The following is a 16,088-nucleotide window of genomic DNA, read 5'->3' as shown; positions in this document are numbered from 1 at the left end:
CCGGCCGGCGCGGGCGCAGCAGGGTGGGCGCGGCCACCCCGTGCGCCGCGCACTGCACGGCCGTGATCTCCCGGACGGTCGCCGCGCACAGCAGCGCCGCCACCGACAGTGCCGCCAGCTCCGGCACGCCGACCCCGGTCAGCCCGTCGGCCGACGTCCCCAGCGGCAGCCGTACGGTCACCAGCGCCAGCGCGGTCAGCCAGCTCGCCCACCACGCCGCCAGCAGCACGAGCCAGCGGCGCCGGCGGCCGTCCGGCGGCAGGGAGCCCCGCCAGAGGGTGTCGACCAGCAGGACGGGCGCCACGAGGTTGACGCCCGGGATGAGCCAGGCGGCGGCCACCGGCCCGGAGGGGGCGTACCGGAGGCCGACCTGACGGGCGCGGACCAGCCAGGTGGTGTACGCGGCGGCGCAGGCGATCGTGGCGACGCCGAGCAGCAGGATGAGGACGGCGAAGACCGTGACGGCGCCCACGACGGCCTCGGCCTCGGCGCCGCGGGGACGGCCGCCGATCGCGGCGAGCTGGGCGGCGAGACTGCGCCCGCGGACCAGCTCGAAGATCACGAGCGCGCCCAGGCAGAGGACCTGCGCGGCGAGCGTCACGTAGACGGCGGAAGCGGCTCTCGTGGGCGGTGCCTGGGCGTAGCGCACGATGGTTCTCCCCCCGGGCCATGCGCTGAGGTTCTCATTCACTTCTATCCCGCCGAGCTCGCTGTTAATCAGCGCACCACGCCGGATTCCCACGCCCAAGCTGCGATTTCCACCCGATTCCGGACACCGAGTTTGGCCTGGATGCTGCCGAGGTGCGTCTTGACCGTGGACAGCGAGACGAACAGCTCACCGGCCACCTCCTGGTTGGTGCGGCCCCGGGCCACCAGCCGCACCACGTCGAGCTCCCGTTCGGTCAGCGGCTCGTCGGGCGAGGGGGCGCCCCGCTCGGGCCGGGACAGGTGGCGCAGCAGCCGGACGGTCACCGACGGCGACACCAGCGCCTCCCCTCCGGCCGCCGCCCGGACCGCCTCGATGAGCAGCGTCGGGCCGCTGTCCTTGAGCAGGAAGCCGATGGCCCCGGCCCGCAGCGCGCCGTAGACGTACTCGTCCAGGTCGAAGGTGGTGACGATGACCACCCGCATCGGGTTCTCGACCCCCGGCCCGGCCAGGGCGCGGGTCACCTCCAGCCCGTCCAGCATCGGCATCCGGATGTCGAGCAGGCACACGTCCGGCCGTAGCCGCCTGGCCTCGGACACGGCCTCGGCGCCGTCGGCGACGGCCGCCACGACCTCCATGTCCGGCTGGGCGTCCAGGATCATCTGGAAGCCGGTACGCACCAGTTGCTGGTCGTCTGCGATCAGAACCCGAATAGTCACGGCGAACACTCTAGGATCGGCCGTTCGGCCGAGGCACAACCGTACGCACGGCCGATCCGCCGGGAGGGGCCGCGCCGGAAGACTTTCCGGCATGAACGACGTGCTCGCTGGACGAGGCCTGACCAAGAGGTTCGGGCAGACGGTCGCCCTGGCGGGCGTGGACATGACGGTGCGGCCCGGCGAGGCCGTGGCCATCATGGGGCCGAGCGGCTCCGGGAAGTCCACGCTGCTCCACTGCCTGGCCGGGATCATGAAACCCGACTCGGGCGAGGTGCGCCTGGAGGGCACCCGCATCGACGACATGGGTGAGCGCAGGCGCAGCGCCCTGCGCCGCACCCGCTTCGGCTTCGTGTTCCAGTTCGGGCAGCTCCTGCCGGAGCTGCCCGCCGACGAGAACGTGGCGCTCCCGCTCATGCTGGGCGGCGTCGCCCGCGCGGAGGCGGTACGGCGGGGCCGAAAGTGGTTCGCCCCGCTCGGCCTGGGCGGTATGGAGGCGCGGCGGCCCGGCGAGCTGTCCGGCGGGCAGGCGCAGCGGGTGGCCATCGCCCGCGCCCTGGTGACCCGGCCCGCGGTGGTCTTCGCCGACGAGCCGACCGGCGCCCTCGACCAGACGACCGGCCACGACACGATGCGGTTGCTGGTCGAGGCCACCAAGCACAACGGCGCCTCGCTCATCGTGGTCACCCACGACCCGGGCGTGGCCGGCTGGTGCGACCGCACGGTCGAGGTCAGGGACGGCGTGCTGCTCGCCGCGGGGGCGCGGGCATGAACGTGGGGCTGGCCTGGAGGCTGCTCAAGGGCGGCGGGCGCAGGGGCATGCTCGGCACCTGGCTCACGCTGGGCGCCGTCGCCGTGTCCACGGCGCTGCTGCTGTTCGCGGTCGCGGTGGACTTCGCCTTCGCGGCCCGCGCCGACCGGGGTGCCTGGCGCAACCCGGTCCCGGCGGGCGGGCGCACGGCCGTCGCGGTCGAGGCGAGCCGGTACGACTACGTGCGCGGCAAGGAGATCACGGTGGTGGACCTGGCGGCCCTGCCGGGGAAGAGCCCCGAGCCGCCGCCCGGCCTGTCGCGTTTCCCGGCGCCCGGCGAGGTGTGGCTCTCGCCCGCCCTCGCCGAGCTGGCGGACCGGCTGCCCGCGGCCGAGCTGGCCGCCCGCTACCCCGAGCGGACCGGCGTGCTCGGCGACGAGGCGCTGGTCCACCCGGACGAGCTGGTCGCGGTGGCGGGCCGCGCGCCGGACGCGCCGGAGCTCACGGCCGCGCGCGACTCCGACTGGATCGTCGGCTCGCCGCCGGTCAAGGTCGCCTCGCTGGCGGGGGAGCCGACGGAGGACGCCGAGGGCTACCAGGTGCTCGCGCTCATCGCGAGCGTGCTCATGGTGGTGCCGCTGCTGGTGTTCGGCGGGGCCGCCGCCCGGCTCACGGTGGCCCGGCGGGACCAGCGGCTGGCCGCGCTGCGGCTGGTCGGCGCGACGCCCGGCCAGGTGGTGGGGATGACCGTGGCGGAGGCGGTGATCGTCGCGTTCGCGGGCGCGCTGACGGGGGCCGCCGCGTACGCGCTGGCGGTGCCGCTGCTGTCCCGCGTGGAGATCGACGGCGGCCCGTGGTTCGCCGCCGACCTGTGGCCGCACCCTCTGGTGATGGCGGGGGCCGTGGTCGCGGTGCCGCTGCTGACCGGCCTGTCGGCCGTGGCGGGGCTGCGCCGGGTCGTGGTCAGCCCGCTGGGCGTGGCCAAGCGGGAGACGCCTCCCGGCATGCGGTTCGTGCGGGTGCTCGTGCTGTTCGCGGCGCTCGCGGCCGTCCCGATGATGTCCAGCGACACCAGTGCCACGGTGATCGCGGTGGTGATCGGGCTGGCCTTCCTCTCGCTGAACCTGGTGGGCCCATGGGTGGTGGGCCTGATCGGCAGGATCACCGCCGCCTCGGCCCGCCGCCCGGCCCGGCTGCTGGCCGGGCGGCGGCTGGTCGACGACCCGCGCGCGGCCTGGCGCACAGTGAGCGGCGTGGCCCTGACCGGCTTCGTCGCGGGCTTCCTCGGGCTGCTCAGCCCCGGCTCCCTGGTCGGGACGCAGGACACCGGCCACCTGCGCGTCAGCGCGCCTGCCGGGCAGGCCGCGGCCGTGGCGGAGCGGACCCGCGACCGGCTGAAGGAGGCGGGCGTGGCGGCCGCGGTGACGACGCGGAAGGACGTCGTCGTGATCGCCCTGAAGGAGGCGACCCGGATCACCGGCCAGGACGCGCGCCGGAAGGAGCTGGACGAGCCCCTGACGCAGGCGGACCCCGCGGCGCTCGACCGGGCGCGGACCGCGCTCGCGGGCCTGGTGCCCGGCCGCACGCCGACGACCGAGGCCGACGACGAGTACTTCGGGGCCCAGATCCTGGGCGACATCGCCGTGGGCACGGTCGTGGTGCTGTCGGTGTCGTTCCTGGTGGCGATCGCGAGCGCGGGCATCACGGCCGCCTCGTCCGTGCTGGACCGGCGTCAGACGTACGCGCTGCTGCGCCTGGCCGGCACCCCGCTGGAGGTGCTCGACCGGGCCCGCCGCGCCGAGACGCTGATCCCGCTGGCGGTCATGGGCGGCGGGGCGATCCTGGTGGGGGCGTTCTGCGGGATCCCGTTCATGATGACCGACCCCAACCTCTCGGGGCTGGTCACCCTGCTGGTGTGCGTCGGCGTCGGCTTCACCGGGGTCGTCGGCGCGGGGGCGCTCAGCAGGCCGCTGCTGCGCTCGGTGACCGCCGACCCGGCGCCCCGCCCGGACTGACGGGGGTCATCCCAGGACCAGGTCGCGGATCGTCGCGAGCTGGTCCTCGTCGCGCGGCCCCATGACCAGCAGGGATGTCACGGGGGAGGCCCGCCAGAGGTCGAGACGCTCCTTGATGCGCTCCGGCGGGCCCACGAGCGCGATGCCGTCGGCCAGCTCGTCCGGGATCGCCTGGAACGCCTCGTCCTTCCGCCCGGCCAGGTACAGCGCCTGGATCCGCTCGGCCGCCTCGGCGTAGCCCATCCGGCCCATGATGTCGGCGTGGAAGTTGCGGTGCCGCGCGCCCATGCCGCCGATGTAGAGCGTGAGCATCAGCTTCACGCCGTCGAGCGCGGCCCGCACGTCGTCGGAGATGACCACCATGACCATGGCGGCGATGTCGAAGTCCGCGCCGCGGGCCGCGAGCGCCTCGCCGTACATCTCCTCGATCTTGGAGGGGAACGTGAACAGCGGCAGCCAGCCCTGCGCGACCTCGGCGGCCAGGGCGACGTTCTTCGGGCCCTCCGCGCCGAGGTAGACGGGGATGTCCGGGCGCAGCGGGTGGGTGATGGGCTTGAGCGGTTTGCCGAGCCCGCCGGGCAGGGGCAGCGGGTAGTGCGGGCCGTCGGAGGTCACCGGTTCCTCGCGGCGCCACACCTTGCGCATGATCTCCACGTACTCGCGGGTACGCGCCAGCGGGCGGGCGAACGGCTGGCCGTACCAGCCCTCGACGACCTGCGGGCCCGAGGCGCCGACGCCGAGCAGCAGCCGGCCGCCCGTGAGGTGGTCGAGCGTCATGGCGGTCATCGCGGTCGTCACCGGGGGGCGGGCGGAGAGCTGGGCGACGGACGTGCCAAGCTTGATGCGTGACGTGCGGGCCCCGTACCACGCGAGCGGCGTGAACGCGTCGCTGCCGTACGCCTCGGCGGTCCACACCGAGTCGTAGCCGAGCCGTTCGGCGGCCAGCACGAGGTCGGTCGCGTCGTTGGGGTGGCGCTGCCAGTAGCCGAGGTTGAGGCCGAGTCTCATGACACCTCCAGAATTTAGTTCTATTACGGCGGCAGCAGCCCCGCGTGTCAATGCATGATCTTCCGGGGAGGTCTGAGCTGTGCTCAAGGGTCTGTGCCACATAGCCTCTGCCCTGCTCGTTCTCGCCGCGGCGGTGAATCCCGCGGCCGTTCCGGCGGCGGCCTCGGCCCAGGGTCCGGCGGCCAAGCCGAACATCGTCATGGTGCTGGCCGACGACCTGGAGTCGGGCACCCTGCCGTACTTCCCGAACATCACCCGGCTGGTGCGCGAGGGCGCCTCCTTCGACCGGTACTTCGTGACGAACTCCTGGTGCTGCCCGTCCCGCTCGTCGATCCTGCGCTCGCAGTACGTGCACAGCCACGGCGTGTGGACCAACACGCCGCCCGAGGGCGGTTTCGACAAGTACCACACCACTGGTTTGGAACGTTCCGACCTGGGCCTGTGGATGCAGCAGGCCGGATACCGCACCGGGCTCATGGGCAAGTACCTCAACCACTATCCCGGCCGCAGCGCCGTGGAGACGTTCGTGCCGCCCGGCTGGAACGAGTGGGACGTGCCCGTCCGCCGCCTCTACGAGGAGTACGGTTACCGCCTCAACGAGAACGGCACCACGGTCGACTACGGCTGGGCCGAGGACGACTACCTGTCAGACGTGCTCGCCCGCAAGGCCGGCAGCTTCGTCACCGCCTCCGACCAGCCGTTCTTCCTCTACCTCGCGCCGGTCGGCCCGCACAACCCGGACAACCCGGCCGTCCGCCACGCCGACGCGTTCATCGGCGCGCGGGCGCCGCGCCCACCCTCGTTCGACCAGCCGGACGTCAGCCGCGAGCCCGCCTGGCTGCGCTCGCGCCCGAGGTTCTCCGAGCACGTCATCGACCGGATCGACGAGCGCTACCAGGCGCGGATGCGCGCCATGCTGGGCGTGGACGACCTCGTCGGTTCCGTCGTCGAGTCGCTGCGCGCCGCCGGCAAGCTCGAGAACACCTACATCGTCTTCACCTCCGACAACGGCTTCCATCTCGGCACCCATCGCCTCAGGCAAGGCAAGACGACGCCGTTCGAGGAGGCGATCCGGGTGCCGCTCGTGGTCCGGGGGCCGGGCGTCCAGGCCGGTTCGGTGATCCACGAGATGGCGCAGACCGTGGACCTCGCGCCCACCTTCGCCGAGCTGGGCGGGGCGACCCTGCCGGCCCTGGCCGAGGGGCGGTCGCTGATGCCGTTGCTGCGCGGGCAGCACCCGTCGCCGTGGCGCAAGAACGCGCTCATCGAGTTCGCCAGGCCCGCCGACAAGTCCTCGGCCGCGCAGACGCCCGTGCCCGGCTATCAGGCGCTGCGGACCGAGGGCTACACGTACGTCAAGTACGTGACGGGGGAGACCCAGCTCTACGACCTCACCAAGGACCCGTACGAGCTGACCAACCTGGCCGCCGGCGCGGACCCGGAGCTGGTGCGTAATCTTCAGGACCGGCTCCAGGCCATGGTCTCCTGCTCGGGCGCGACCTGCCGGCAGGCCGACGTGCGGGAGTGAGGCGCCGGGCGGCCCGTCACTCGCCGCAGAAGCCGGGGTAGGCGCGTGCCAGGTGGTCGGTCACCGCCTCGGTGGTCTGGTCGGGGTCGCCGTCCAGTATGGCACGCAGGATGCGGCGGTGGTCGGTCTGGAGCCCCGAGGTGTCGCCCAGCCGCACGACCGCCTCCACCGCGTACCTGCGCAGCGAGTCGCGCAGCGAGCGCATGATCGCGGCGATCAGCCGGTTGCCCGACGCCTCGGCCAGCGCGCAGTGAAAGGCCGTGTCGTGCTCCACGAACTCCTCCGGCGAGGCCGCCCGGTCCATCCCGGCGATCGCCTCGGCCAGCGCCGAGACGTCGGGCCCGGTCAGGGCCGCCCGCGCCGCCGCCCAGCGTTCGATCATCAGCCGGGTGTCGATCACCTCGCGCGGCTCCAGCGAGGCGAGGCCGAGATGCAGCCGCAGGAGGTCGGTGAGCGCCGCGTCGGGTTTGGAGACGAGCACGGCGCCCGCGTCCGGACCTCGGCCCACCTGTGACGACACCACGCCGAGCGTCTCCAGCACGCGCATCGCCTCGCGCACCGACGACCGGCTCACGCCGAGCTGCTCGGCGAGCTGCCGTTCGGCGGGCAGCCGGTCGCCGGCGGTCAGCCCGTCCTCGGCGATACGGCGCTCCACCTGCGCGAGGACGTCCTCGAACGTGCGGGTCTTCCTGACGGGCTGCCAGCCGGTGCCGGTCAACGGTTCCCCCTGCTGCTATGGTCTGACCATACTGTGGTCTGACCATACCCCGGCTCGGAAGGAGAGCGGTGCGAGTCGCCCTGTTCATCACGTGCGTGAACGACACGCTCTTCCCCGGCACCGGCAAGGCCGTCGTGTCACTCCTGCGCAGGCTGGGCTGCGACGTCGACTTCCCGGCCGCCCAGACGTGCTGCGGCCAGATGCACGTCAACACCGGCTACCGCGAGGAGGGCGTGCGCCTCGCCCGCCACTTCACCGAGGTGTTCGCCGGGTACGACGCCGTCGTCGCGCCGTCCGGCTCGTGCGCCGCGATGGTGCGCGAGCAGTACCCCAAGCTCGTACGGCCCGGCAGCAGGGGCGCGGCGGCGGTCGCCGAGGTCACGCCCAAGGTCCACGAGCTGAGTGAGTTCCTCATCGACGTGCTGAAGGTCGAGGACGTCGGCGCGTACTTCCCGCACCGGGTGACCTACCACCCGACATGTCACTCGCTGCGCGGCCTCCACCTCGGCGACCGCCCGGCCCGGCTGCTGCGCAACGTCCGCGGCCTCGACCTGGTCCCGCTGCCCGGGGCCGAGGAATGCTGCGGGTTCGGCGGCACGTTCGCGGTCAAGAACCCGGCCGTCTCCGCGGCGATGGGCGCCGACAAGGTGCGCGGCGTCCTCGACACGGGCGCCGAGGTGCTCTGCGCGGCCGACAACTCCTGCCTCATGCACATCGGCGGCATGCTGGGCCGCCAGCGGACCGGCGTCCGGGTCATGCACCTGGCCGAGATCCTCGCCTCCACCGAAGAGGGCAAAGCATCATGAGTGCCACTTTCCTCGGCATGCCTGGAAATTTCCCGGAAAACTCCGCGCGGGCCGTGCGGAACTCGCAGCTCCGCTACAACCTCCGCAAGGCCACGCACACCATCCGCGGCAAGCGCGCGAGCGTCGTCGGCGAGCTGCCCGACTGGCAGGAGCTGCGCGCGGCCGGCAAGGCGATCAAGGACGAGACGCTGCGCCACCTCGACCGCTACCTCGTCCAGCTCGAGGAGGCCGTCACCGCGGCCGGCGGCCACGTCCACTGGGCCAGGGACGCCGCCGAGGCCAACCGCATCGTCGCCGGCCTGGTCAAGGCCACCGGCGAGAGCGAGGTCGTCAAGGTCAAGTCCATGGCCACCCAGGAGATCGGGCTCAACGAGGCGCTGGCCGCCGAGGGCGTCACCGCCTACGAGACCGACCTGGCCGAGCTCATCGTCCAGCTCGGCGATGACTTCCCCAGCCATATCCTGGTGCCCGCCATCCACCGCAACCGCGCCGAGATCCGCGAGATCTTCCTCGACCGGATGGACGACGCGCCGCCCGGGCTGACCGACGAGCCCGCCGCCCTGGCCGAGGCCGCCCGCGTGCACCTGCGCGAGCGGTTCCTGCGCAGCAAGGTCGCCATCTCGGGCGCCAACTTCATGATCGCCGAGAGCGGCACCCTCGTCGTGCTGGAGTCCGAGGGCAACGGCCGCATGTGCCTTACCCTGCCCGAGACGCTGATCAGCGTGGTCGGCATCGAGAAGATCCTGCCCACCTGGCGCGACCTGGAGGTGTTCCTCCAGCTCCTGCCGCGCAGCTCCACCGGCGAGCGCATGAACCCGTACACGAGCATGTGGACCGGCTCCGCCGAGGGGCAGGACTTCCACCTTGTGCTCCTCGACAACGGCCGCACGGACGTCCTGGCCGACGAGGTCGGCCGCCAGGCCCTGCGCTGCATCCGCTGCTCGGCCTGCCTCAACGTCTGCCCGGTCTACGAGCGCGCCGGCGGCCACGCGTACGGCTCGGTCTACCCCGGCCCCATCGGCGCCATCCTCACCCCGCAGCTGCGCGGCATGGGCTCGGAGCTCGACGCGTCGCTGCCGTACGCCTCCAGCCTGTGCGGCGCCTGCTACGAGGTGTGCCCGGTCGCGATCGACATCCCCGAGGTGCTCGTCGACCTGCGCGCCAAGGCCCCCCACGGCGCGGCCGAGCGGACCGGCATGCGCGTGGCCGGCTGGATACTCAACGACCAGGCCCGGCTGGCCGCGGCGCAGCGCGCGGCCACGCGGCTGCGCAAGCTGGTGCCCCGGCGGCTGCCGGGCCCCCTGTCGGCCTGGACCGACACCCGGGACCTGCCCGACATCCCGGAGGAATCCTTCAGAGACTGGTGGGAGCGAGAAGGGTGAGCACGAGCGCGCGCGAGGAGATCCTCGCCCGGATCAGGCGGGCCGTCGACGGGACCCCGGAGGTGGAGATCCCCCGGCGCTACCGCGCGACGGCGCGAGTGGACGACCTGGTGGGGCTGTTCGCCGAGCGGGTCGGCGACTACCGGGCGATCGTCCACGTCGTCCCGGAGGCCGAGGTCCCGGCCCGGATCGCCGCGATCGTCGCGGGGCGGCGCATGGTCGTCCCCGACGGGCTCCCCGGCGAGTGGACGCCACCGGACGAATCCGGCGGCGGCCCGGCCGACCCGTACACCGCGGACGGCGTCATCACCGGATGCGCCGTCGCCGTCGCCGAGACCGGCACGATCGTCCTCGACACGGGGCCGGGCCAGGGCAGCAGGGCGCAGACGCTGGTGCCCGACTACCACCTGTGCGTGGTGCGGGCGGACCAGATCGTGGCCGGGGTGCCCGAGGCGCTCTCCCGGCTCGATCCGGCCCGCCCGCTCACCTGGATCAGCGGGCCCTCCGCGACGAGCGACATCGAGCTCAACCGCGTGGAGGGCGTCCACGGCCCGAGGACGCTGGAGGTCCTGATCGCCGCCCCGTGACTAGTACCGGATGACGGCCGCGACGCCGGGCACCTTGTCGGTGAACCAGAGCTCCGCGTCCGTCATCGCCGCGGCCCTGGCCAGCGCGGAGTCGGCGCGCTCGCGCACCGGCTCCTCGACGCCCCACAGGCGCAGCTCGCCCGCGTCGGTGGAGACCTGCGTGCCTCCCTCGCCGATCCACACCTCCTGCGGCAGCTGGCCCGGCGACAGCACGGCGTGCACGCGCCCTTCCCGCAACGCGTGGAACACCTGGGCGAGCCCGGTCGGCCCGGACGCCTCGCGGTGCCGGTCGATCAGCTCGGCCCGCCGTTCCTCCAGCCACGCGTCGAGCGCCTCCTCCACGTCGCGCTCGAACGACCCGTGACCGGAACGGCTGCCGTGCTCGACCATGACGACCCGGTCCGACGCCTTCGTGCCGAGGTGGTCGGTGAGCATGGCCCGCGACCTCGGCTCGCCGGCCACGAGGACGAGCTCCGCGCCGATCCGGCGCACCTGCTCGTCCACCTCCTTCGCCACCGCCGCGGCGTTCTTCTCCCAGGTCTCCTCCACCGCGCTCTCGTAGCGCCGCTGCGACCAGCCGCCCTGCGCGGTCTTCTGCAGCGGCCAGTCCTGCGCCTCCACGACGGCCGTGCGCGGCGAGCCGCCGCCGAAGACCGTGACCTCCGCGCCCGCGTGGTCCACGATGACCCGCAGGTGCGGCACGTTCTCCCCCCTCGCCAGGAGCAGCGGGGTGACGTGCGGCAGCGGCGACCAGACCGCCAGCTCGCTCGGCGGCGGCTCGGCCAGCGGCTCGGCGAGGACGACGTCGCCGTGCGTGGCGAACACCGCCTCTCCCGCCCCCGCCCGCCGCACGTGGCTCTCCAGGACCCTCAGCGTGTGGGGGTCCGCCGCGGCGCCGAGCCGGTCGCGGACGGCGTGCCAGCGCGACTCACGGTCCCGCTCGGTGAGCGCGCCCGTGTAGACCGACGCGTACGGCCCGCGGCGCTCATACAGCGGCCGGATGAAGTCGAGCCGCACGGATCACCACCTCCGCCTCTCCTTGCCGAGCCCCAGGGCCTCGGCCACCTCGGCGACGTTCTCGAACCCGCGGTCCGGCAGCGAGCGCACCATCTCGACGACGTGGTCGGGCGCGTTGGCCTCCTCGGCGTGCCGCACCAGCTCACCCTTGGAGGAGGGGAAGTGGCTGTCGCTGAGCCAGCGGGCCAGGTCGCTGCGGGCCTCCACGCCCTCCGCGCTGATGCCCTCGGGGGTGCCGGGCTCGTGTCCGGGCGGGTATCCGGTGTGGTCCTGCTCGCCGGGGGCGGGCGTGGGTTCGGGCTCCTTCCACTCCTCCGCGTGGGTCGGGCCGCCGCCGCGTACCATCCCCTCGGTCTCGTGCTTCTGCTGCTCGTCGACGCGACGGGTGTGCTTGGCGCTTCCTCGATCCATGGTTCTCACTCCTCTCCCTGGCGCCCCTACCCCCGCTTTCATGGGCAAACATCGCGAACGACATCGCGGATGTGTACGCTGCCGGTCGTGTTCGATGCCGACGTGAAGATCGTCACACCCCGGCTCACGCTGCGCCCCTTCGGCCCGGACGACGCCGCGCGCGTCAGGACGATCGTGGAGTCCGGCGCCCGCTTCCTGCCGCCCGGAGCGCCCGAGCACGTCGCCGGCGTCACCCGCTGGCTGGAGACCGGCGTGCACGAGCTGCGGGACTCCGGCCAGGGCGTCCACCTCGCGATGACCGACGCCGAGGGCCGCATCGTGGGCGCCATCGGCCTGTTCAAGACCTCCTGGGGCGCGGGCACGACCGAGGTCGGCTACGGCGTCCACCCGCTCTACCGCAACCGCGGCTTCGCCACCGAGGCCGTACGCGGGCTGACCGAGTGGGTGTTCGCGTCCACCGACCTGCGCCGCGTGGACCTCACGGCCAACCTCGACAATCTCGCCTCGCTGCGCGTCGCCCAGAAAGCCGGCTTCACCTGGGAGGGCGTGCTGCGCGAGGCCAGCCTGGAGGACGACGGCCCGCACGACCTCGTCGTCTTCGGCCTGCTCCGCCAGGACGGCCGCGCCCCCGCCGAGATCCTGCCCGCCGTCGAGCTGCGCACCGAACGCCTGCTGCTGCGCCCCCTGTCGGAGCAGGACGTGCCCGGGCTGACCGCCACCGGCGCCGACGCCTTCACCCAGGCCATGACCGGCGTGCCCCGCGGATACACCGAGGCCGACGCCCGGGCCTTCGTCGCCCTCCGGGAGCGGAGGCGGATCAAGGGGGAGGGCATGGCCTGGGCCGCCGTCGAGCTGGACGGCGGCCGGTTCGCCACGAACGTGGACCTGCGGGACCTCGACTGGCGCAACGGGTCGGCCGAGGTCGGCTACATGACCGCGCCGTGGGCGCGCGGCAACGGGTACGCGGGGGAGGCGGTGCGCGGCATCGCCCGGTGGCTGTTCGAGGTGCGGCGCTTCCAGCGGCTCGTGCTGCGGACCGCCGTCTCCAACCCGGCCTCGCAACGCGTGGCCGAGAAGGCGGGCTTCGTCCGCGAGGGCGTCGCCCGCAGGGCGCTGCACGGCGAGGACCTCGTCGTCTACAGTCTGGTCCCGTCCGACCTGCCCTAGCCTCCCGCCCGGGTGCCCCCTGGTGAAACCACCGGGAAGCCGTCACTCTTGGTGGTGAGGACGGTGAGGCTGCATGATCACGGTGGTCGGGTGGGACGGATCGGAGCTGTCGGCCAAGGCCATCGACCGGCTCCACGCGGCGGCGCTGGTCGTGGGCTCCCAGTCCCTCGCCGGCCGGTTCGGGCTCGCGGCGCCGGTCGTGCCCGGCGACGCGCTCCTGGAGACCCTCGACCGGCACACCGGGGAGGGCGGGGGCCCGGCCGTCGTCGTCACCGAGGGCGATCCCGGTTTCTTCGGCGTCGTCCGCGCCCTGCGGGGACACGGCCTGGAGCCCGAGGTGCTGCCCGCGACCTCGCTCGTCACCCGCGCCTTCGCCTGCGCCGGGCTCAACTGGGAGGACGCCCTCGTCGTCGCCCCGGCCGGCCCGCGCCAGCTCGACCGGGTCGTCAACGCCTGCCGCGCCCACCCCAAGGTGGCCGTCCTCGTCACGCCCGGCGTCGGCCCCGCCGAGATCGCCCGCGAGCTGGCCCCCACCACGCCGCGCTCCCTGCTGGTCTGCGAGGACCTCGGCGGTCCCGACCAGCGCGTCACCCACAGCCGCATGGGCGAGGCCACCACCCGCCCGTGGAAGGACCCGGACGTGGTGCTGGTCCTCGACCCGCTGCACCGGGCCGGGCCGCCCGGCTGGGTGGCCGGCGCGCAGCCCGGCCCCGCCGAGTGGGCGCTGCCGCTCGGCGGCCCCCTCCCGCCGGAGGTCAAGGCGTACATCCTGGCCAAGCTGGGACCCCGGCTCGGCGACCTGGTGTGGGACGTCGGCGCCGGCTCCGGCGAGATCGCGGTCGAGTGCGCCCGGCTCGGCGCGGCCGTCATGGCCGTCGAGCGCGACGAGGAGTCCTGCGCCCGGCTCCGCTCCACCGTGCTGGCCCACGGCGTCAAGGTGGCGCTCACCCGCGGCCAGGCGCCGCCCGCGCTGGAGCCCCTGCCCGACCCCGACGCCGTGTTCGTCGGCGGAGGCGGCATCGACGTGATCGTCGCCTGCGCCGCGCGCCGCCCCCGCTCACTCGTGTGCGCCGTCCGGACCCTGGAACGCGTGCCCGCCGTCCTCGACCGGCTGCGCGAGCACGGCTACCGCGCCGAGGGCACCCAGATCCTGGCCTCCAAGCTCACCGTCCTGCCCGACGGCTCCCACGGCCTGGCCGCCTCCGACCCGGTCTTCGTCGTCCACGCGGTGCCCGCATACCCGGCGTGACCTGTCGCTCACGGGCGCGCATCGGTTATCCTCGCGTGTCTTTGTCTACCTCCGGAGAATCCCTCGATGAAGCCGCCGCTCCTGCTGATCGGGCAGGGCTCGAACGATGACGCCGACTCAGCGGAGTTCGGCAGGTTCGTCCACCGGCTCCGCTGCCGGCTGGACCAGCGAGCCGCCGACGTCTCCGGCGGCTATCTGGAGCGGGCCACGCCACGCTTGAGCGAGTCCGTCGCCTCCCTGGTCGCCCGCGGACACCACCGCCTGGTCGCGCTGCCGCTGAGCCTCAGCCGCGTGGGCGAGGAATGGCCCGCCGCGCTGGAGGCCGAGGCACGCCGCCACCCCACGCTGATGTACGACTACGGCCGTCCCCTCGGCCCCGACCCCCGCGTGCTCTCGCTGCTGGCCGAACGGCTCAAGGACGCCGCGACCGAGATGCCGCGGCTGCGGCCCCTGGAGGTCGTGGGCGGCAGGTACCGCCAGCTCCGCGCCGTCGACACGGCGGCCTTCGAGCACCAGCCCGGCCACGTCGAGCCGGGCGAGACCGCGGTCGTGCTGGTCGGCGAGGGCTCCACCGACCCGGCCGCCAACGCCGAGATCCACCGCGTGTCCCGGCTGTTCTGGGAGACCCACGCCTACGACTTCATGACCGTCGAGACCGCGTTCGTCTCCGTCACGCCGCCCGGGGTGCCCGGCGGCCTGGAGCGCTGCCGCCGCCTCGGCGCCAAGCGGGTCATCGTGGTGCCCTACCTGCTGTTCGCGGGCGGGGTGCTGGAGCGGGTCTGGGCGCAGGCGCTCGCCTACGGCGCGGGCCACCCCGACCTCGACATCCGCTGCGCCGAGGTGATCGGCGACTGCGACACCCTGGCCGATGTGGTCATCGACCGTTACGAGGAAGCACTCCAACTCGCCTGATCCCCCACGGAGGTTCGCCGTGCTCGCAGAGACGCTCGCCGCGATCCGTCCCGCCGATCCCCGGGCGCTCGCCGAGGCGCGCGCCCACCAGGATCGCCTCACCAAGCCCCGGGGCTCGCTCGGGGCGCTCGAGGAGGTCGCCGTACGCCTGGCCGGAGCGGCCGGCGCCTGCCCGCCACCCATGCCCGAGCCCGCGGTGCTCGCCATCTTCGCGGCCGACCACGGCGTCCACGCCCGCGGCGTCACGCCGTGGCCGCAGGAGGTGACCGTCCAGATGGTCGCCAACTTCCTGTCCGGAGGCGGCGTGGCCAACGCCTTCGCCGCCCAGGCGGGCGTCTCGGTGACCGTGGTGGACATCGGCGTCGCCGCAGACCTGCCGGACGCGCCCTCGCTGGTCAAGCGGAAGATCGGGTACGGCACCGCCGACCTGTCCAAGGGCCCGGCGATGACCGTGGACCAGGCTGCGCGCGCCATCGAGGCGGGCATCGCGGTGGCCCGCGACCTGGTCGCCCAGGGGGCCCGCTGCCTGATCACCGGCGACATGGGCATCGCCAACACCACGGCCTCGGCCGCCCTCGTCGCCGCCTTCACCGGTGCCGACCCCGCCGAGGTCACCGGACGCGGCACCGGCGTGGACGACGCCACGTACGAGCGGAAGGTCGGCATCGTCCGTGAGGCCCTGCGGGTCAACGGCGTCACGCGGGCCGGCTCCGAGGCGAGCGACGCGCTGCGCGTGCTCGCCGCCGTCGGCGGGTTCGAGCACGCGGCGATCGCCGGTTACATCCTCGGCGGCGCCGCCGCGCGCGTGCCGGTGATCCTCGACGGCGTCATCGCCGGCGCCGCGGCCCTCGCCGCCGCGGCCCTCGACCCGGCCACCGTCGACCACTGCGTCGCCGGGCACCGCTCCGCCGAGCCGGGGCACACCGTCGCGCTGGCCACCCTAGGGCTGCGCCCCCTCGTCGACCTGGAGCTCCGGCTGGGCGAGGGGACCGGCGGCCTGCTCGCCCACCCCATCGTCTGCGCGGCCGTACGCGTCATGCACGAGGTGGCCACGTTCGACTCGGCGGGGGTGACCGAGAAACCCGTGTGACCCGTGACTCCCCGTGATGACTCGTGGTGACGCGTGATGACACGGGTTGACACGGGCGAAACACCGGGCAGGCCCGGACCCGGTA

At 73.8% G+C, this 16,088-nt stretch carries 16 protein-coding genes; 10 read left to right on the top strand and 6 right to left on the bottom strand.

The annotated features are described in order from the left end of the window. A partial coding sequence (locus tag AB0H81_RS26850) for a DUF4328 domain-containing protein (RefSeq protein WP_358380037.1) occupies positions 1 to 649 on the bottom strand: 649 nt, incomplete at its 3' end. Positions 650 to 717: 68 nt separating this feature from the next. Further along, a complete protein-coding gene (locus AB0H81_RS26845; RefSeq protein ID WP_358380034.1) occupies positions 718 to 1,365 on the bottom strand; it encodes a response regulator transcription factor in 648 nt (215 codons plus the stop codon). Positions 1,366 to 1,456: 91 nt separating this feature from the next. On the opposite strand from AB0H81_RS26845, the gene AB0H81_RS26840 reads away from it, so the two are divergent. Then, positions 1,457 to 2,134 (top strand): ABC transporter ATP-binding protein, encoded by a 678-nt coding sequence (locus AB0H81_RS26840; RefSeq protein WP_358380031.1) that lies wholly within the window; start codon positions 1,457 to 1,459, stop codon positions 2,132 to 2,134. Beyond that, complete coding sequence (locus AB0H81_RS26835) at positions 2,131 to 4,128, top strand: FtsX-like permease family protein (RefSeq protein ID WP_358380029.1); 1,998 nt, start codon at positions 2,131 to 2,133, stop codon at positions 4,126 to 4,128. Before AB0H81_RS26840 ends, AB0H81_RS26835 begins: the two co-directional genes overlap by 4 nt. A 6-nt stretch (positions 4,129 to 4,134) precedes the next feature. Here AB0H81_RS26835 and AB0H81_RS26830 read toward each other — a convergent pair whose 3' ends face one another. Continuing rightward, the gene (locus AB0H81_RS26830; protein WP_358380026.1) at positions 4,135 to 5,136 is read right to left on the bottom strand and encodes an LLM class F420-dependent oxidoreductase; all 1,002 of its coding nucleotides are present in this window, start codon (positions 5,134 to 5,136) and stop codon (positions 4,135 to 4,137) included. Between the two features lie 79 nt (positions 5,137 to 5,215). Between AB0H81_RS26830 and AB0H81_RS26825 the strand changes: the two genes are divergently transcribed. Continuing rightward, complete coding sequence (locus AB0H81_RS26825; RefSeq protein WP_358380023.1) at positions 5,216 to 6,664, top strand: sulfatase; 1,449 nt, start codon at positions 5,216 to 5,218, stop codon at positions 6,662 to 6,664. A gap of 16 nt (positions 6,665 to 6,680) precedes the next feature. On the opposite strand, the gene AB0H81_RS26820 is transcribed toward AB0H81_RS26825, so the two are convergent. Beyond that, positions 6,681 to 7,382, bottom strand: a complete 702-nt coding sequence (locus AB0H81_RS26820) for a FadR/GntR family transcriptional regulator (protein WP_358380020.1) — start codon at positions 7,380 to 7,382, stop codon at positions 6,681 to 6,683. Between the two features lie 68 nt (positions 7,383 to 7,450). Between AB0H81_RS26820 and AB0H81_RS26815 the strand changes: the two genes are divergently transcribed. From AB0H81_RS26815 to AB0H81_RS26805, 3 genes are read left to right on the top strand one after another with little or no spacing between them, the layout of a single operon-like run. Next, entirely contained in the window at positions 7,451 to 8,188 is a 738-nt protein-coding gene (locus AB0H81_RS26815) for a (Fe-S)-binding protein (RefSeq protein ID WP_358380018.1), read from the top strand. Next, positions 8,185 to 9,570, top strand: a complete 1,386-nt coding sequence (locus AB0H81_RS26810) for a lactate utilization protein B (RefSeq protein ID WP_358380015.1) — start codon at positions 8,185 to 8,187, stop codon at positions 9,568 to 9,570. The genes AB0H81_RS26815 and AB0H81_RS26810 overlap by 4 nt, the downstream gene beginning before the upstream one ends. Further along, the gene (locus AB0H81_RS26805) at positions 9,567 to 10,157 is read left to right on the top strand and encodes an LUD domain-containing protein (protein WP_358380012.1); all 591 of its coding nucleotides are present in this window, start codon (positions 9,567 to 9,569) and stop codon (positions 10,155 to 10,157) included. The genes AB0H81_RS26810 and AB0H81_RS26805 overlap by 4 nt, the downstream gene beginning before the upstream one ends. Here AB0H81_RS26805 and AB0H81_RS26800 read toward each other — a convergent pair whose 3' ends face one another. Further along, positions 10,158 to 11,174 carry a Vms1/Ankzf1 family peptidyl-tRNA hydrolase gene (locus AB0H81_RS26800; protein WP_358380009.1) on the bottom strand — a complete coding sequence of 339 codons (1,017 nt, stop codon included), beginning with the start codon at positions 11,172 to 11,174 and terminating at the stop codon, positions 10,158 to 10,160. It lies immediately after the preceding gene. 3 nt (positions 11,175 to 11,177) lie between these two features. After that, positions 11,178 to 11,585, bottom strand: coding sequence for a DUF2795 domain-containing protein (locus AB0H81_RS26795; RefSeq protein WP_358380006.1), 408 nt, complete (start codon positions 11,583 to 11,585; stop codon positions 11,178 to 11,180). Between the two features lie 87 nt (positions 11,586 to 11,672). Between AB0H81_RS26795 and AB0H81_RS26790 the strand changes: the two genes are divergently transcribed. From AB0H81_RS26790 to cobT, 4 genes are all read left to right on the top strand, one after another. After that, positions 11,673 to 12,752: a GNAT family N-acetyltransferase gene (locus AB0H81_RS26790; protein WP_358380003.1), complete on the top strand. Its 1,080-nt coding sequence runs from the start codon at positions 11,673 to 11,675 to the stop codon at positions 12,750 to 12,752. Between the two features lie 73 nt (positions 12,753 to 12,825). Then, positions 12,826 to 14,001: an SAM-dependent methyltransferase gene (locus AB0H81_RS26785; protein ID WP_358380001.1), complete on the top strand. Its 1,176-nt coding sequence runs from the start codon at positions 12,826 to 12,828 to the stop codon at positions 13,999 to 14,001. 66 nt (positions 14,002 to 14,067) lie between these two features. After that, positions 14,068 to 14,913: a sirohydrochlorin chelatase gene (locus tag AB0H81_RS26780; RefSeq protein ID WP_358379998.1), complete on the top strand. Its 846-nt coding sequence runs from the start codon at positions 14,068 to 14,070 to the stop codon at positions 14,911 to 14,913. Positions 14,914 to 14,932: 19 nt separating this feature from the next. Further along, on the top strand, positions 14,933 to 16,003 hold the full coding sequence (gene cobT / locus AB0H81_RS26775; protein ID WP_358379995.1) for a nicotinate-nucleotide--dimethylbenzimidazole phosphoribosyltransferase: 1,071 nt from the start codon (positions 14,933 to 14,935) through the stop codon (positions 16,001 to 16,003). Positions 16,004 to 16,088 lie beyond the last annotated feature (85 nt).

It is taken from the genome of Nonomuraea sp. NPDC050691 (assembly GCF_040654455.1).
Lineage (GTDB): Bacteria > Actinomycetota > Actinomycetes > Streptosporangiales > Streptosporangiaceae > Nonomuraea.
Note: the sequence above shows the minus strand (reverse complement) of the source record. Positions and strands in the feature narration are given on the sequence as shown.

Coding starts and splice junctions, on each gene's coding strand:
- AB0H81_RS26785 (WP_358380001.1), top strand. CDS start 12,826: ATGATCACGGTGGTCGGGTGGGACGGATCGGAGCTGTCGGCCAAGGCC.
- AB0H81_RS26780 (WP_358379998.1), top strand. CDS start 14,068: ATGAAGCCGCCGCTCCTGCTGATCGGGCAGGGCTCGAACGATGACGCC.
- AB0H81_RS26835 (WP_358380029.1), top strand. CDS start 2,131: ATGAACGTGGGGCTGGCCTGGAGGCTGCTCAAGGGCGGCGGGCGCAGG.
- AB0H81_RS26810 (WP_358380015.1), top strand. CDS start 8,185: ATGAGTGCCACTTTCCTCGGCATGCCTGGAAATTTCCCGGAAAACTCC.
- AB0H81_RS26795 (WP_358380006.1), bottom strand. CDS start 11,585: ATGGATCGAGGAAGCGCCAAGCACACCCGTCGCGTCGACGAGCAGCAG.
- AB0H81_RS26830 (WP_358380026.1), bottom strand. CDS start 5,136: ATGAGACTCGGCCTCAACCTCGGCTACTGGCAGCGCCACCCCAACGAC.
- AB0H81_RS26840 (WP_358380031.1), top strand. CDS start 1,457: ATGAACGACGTGCTCGCTGGACGAGGCCTGACCAAGAGGTTCGGGCAG.